Annotated in this window: 2 protein-coding genes; one reads left to right on the top strand and one right to left on the bottom strand. The window is 44.6% G+C overall.

What is annotated here, in order from left to right; all coding sequences use genetic code 11:
• Positions 1-319: 319 nt before the first annotated feature.
• On the bottom strand, positions 320-1,480 hold the full coding sequence (locus B3K42_RS12175; protein ID WP_110989752.1) for a cytochrome c biogenesis CcdA family protein: 1,161 nt from the start codon (positions 1,478-1,480) through the stop codon (positions 320-322).
• A gap of 395 nt (positions 1,481-1,875) precedes the next feature.
• Here B3K42_RS12175 and B3K42_RS12170 point away from each other — a divergent pair.
• Positions 1,876-2,530, top strand: a 655-nt coding sequence (locus B3K42_RS12170) for an InlB B-repeat-containing protein (protein ID WP_414674542.1), incomplete at its 3' end; no start/stop codon positions are given.

Raw genomic sequence — 2,530 nt, 5'->3', positions numbered from 1 at the left:
TCTTGCCTTAGCTGGACGTGCACACCCTCCGCCACTTCGTGGCCCTCCTCCCTCAAGGGAGGACTTAAGATCAGGATCATCAGGAGCTAAACACAGCGTATATTGTCGAGAGAGAAGGAGCATCACATGGTTTCTAGGAAGTCCCTGACTTGAGGGTAATGATGAGGTTTCTTTTGCGAGAGCCACGGCAAACACGTCCTGGCAATAAAAGGCGTCGGATGAATAGAAAAGCCAGATGGAATCACACATGACCAATCGCGTATTCCATCGAGCTTGTTTTATCAGTACTATTCTTAAAAGTTCCGGGAAACCTCTCTGCCTAAATCAAATTGAATGTCTTGAGAGTAATATTCAGCATTATTACAAAGAAGACTACAAACAAAGCTCCCATGAGCAGCTTTATCTTTGCAGCAGCCTGTGTTGACGTCATGAACTCCTGTATCTTCTTGGTCGATGAACTGAAGTAGGCGATCAGCGTGATTGCGATTATCGGAACCGTGAACCCAAGATTGTAGATCATCAGGAATCCCAGCGCCCTTCCAGATACGCCGGAGCTGTTGATAATATAGACGATCGTGGGAAGGTAAACCTGACCGGTGCACATAAACTCGACAAAAGAAACGAGAATTCCAGCTACAAGCGATGCAATCCATATGGTCTTAGCCCTCGCGTTCTTTCGAATGATCTCGTGCGTCTTCTTTTTCAAACCTGGAGAAAGTTCTAAGATCGCCTTCTTGTTCTTGTATCTCATTCTATAGAAGTCGACTACCGACAGAATAGCAAGAACGCCCGTGAAAACTGCCATGGCAGGGTAAAAGACCAGCTGAAATACCCTCGAAACACTCTCTACGTAGCCCACTGCGCCGAGAAGACCGGTCCCCATGGCGAGGTAGGCTGCAAATATCCCTATGGCAAAGAATATACCGGCGATCAGAATCTCGTTTCTACCTCTTCCCACGTAGTATAGATATGAAACAAGGAAGATCAACACCACGAATGCGCAAGGGTTAATGCCGTCTATCAAGCCTGCACCGAGAACGACGAAGATACTGAACTGATCATATCGCTCCGTGATCCTCTGACTGACATCTTCGTCAAGAGCATCTATCTCTTCGAGCTTCTTATCTCTCTCTTCTTGAGAGTAGTTGATCATGCTTTCAAGTAGACTGTCCGGTGTGGTATTTGAAGGTGTGAAGGCATCCTTCCCTATGAATATCATTGGATAAAGATCAAATTCGCTTTCAGATACCCCGTATACCTTGGCGTACTTCAGCTTAAGTTCCTGATTCTCTGCCTCGCTAAGCATGAACTTGTTGACCACGACAGCCTCTTCAACCTCGTACCTTAGACTGTCTATCATCATTTCGGCCTCGAAGCACTCCTGACAGGTGGAAACTCCGAAAAAGTCAATAATCACCGAGGCGTTCGCCGAAAGACAAGCAAGAGTAAGAACCATAAGCAGAAATAGTGTTCGTTTCATACATTCACCCCAGGCCACACAAAGTTTGTCGCTTTTGAATTCTTATGATTATACCACCCTGGTAATACAGCCTGCTGTAACGTACTCACAAATAAATCAGAAGGAATTGCACTCATTAGTAAAGAAAATGGAAGGTGTATGCCAACTCATTTGGTATTTGGCATTAGAAAGTGTACAATATTACTCAGATCCTTGCTGCATCAATTTGATAAGGAATCCCTGTCGGCTTTTTGAGAGAGGTTATATATTTGACATGGATTCTGTAAACGTGATAAAATCAGAGTAGTGCTTTTGTGCGTTTGTGGTTCATAGTCCGGAATGCTTTAACGATTTTGCTGATATTGTTCTAGAAATATAAATTGTTACAAACAAACGCTTCTTAGGGGGTGTTCAAGGTGGCAAGACGGTCTCGTGTTCTTCTGATTCTTATTCTGTTTATTGGCCTTGCTTTTCTCCTGACTGGATGTCTAAAAAAGATCGATGTAACTCTTACTGTTGCTATCCAGGGCTTAGGGGAAACTGATCCTGACGTAGGTGAACACGTTTTCAAGTATGGGACTACCGTGACACTTACAGCGACGCCAGCAGAAGGCTATTATTTCGACAAATGGGAAGTTGAGGGTCTGGGAAGCTTTAACGAAAGCGTTAAAGAAATCATGTTGAAAGATTCCATATTGGCAACTGCTTTTTTTGATAAGGAATCTTTCAATATAATAGCTTCGGTTGATCCCGAAAATGGCGGCACGGTAACAGGTGCCGGTTCATATCTTTTTGGCGACACAGCTTCACTAACAGCTTTAGCTGCTGAGGGATTCAAGTTCGTTGAGTGGACTGAGAATGGAGTATCCATCGGTTCAGATAATCCGCTCGAATTCGTTGTCAATGCTAACAGAGCTTTCGTAGCACACTTCCTCCAGGAGTACAATGTTACTGTTAGTGTCATACCTGAAGAAGGCGGAATGGCTACTGGCGGTGGTGAGTATGTTTATGGAACTGAAGCCACAGTGGTAGCCACTCCCGCAGACTGCTACGACTTCGATGGCTGGTTCG

Source organism: Mesotoga sp. UBA6090 (assembly GCF_002435945.1).
Taxonomy (GTDB): domain Bacteria; phylum Thermotogota; class Thermotogae; order Petrotogales; family Kosmotogaceae; genus Mesotoga.
This window is presented reverse-complemented; position numbering and strand designations above follow the sequence as displayed.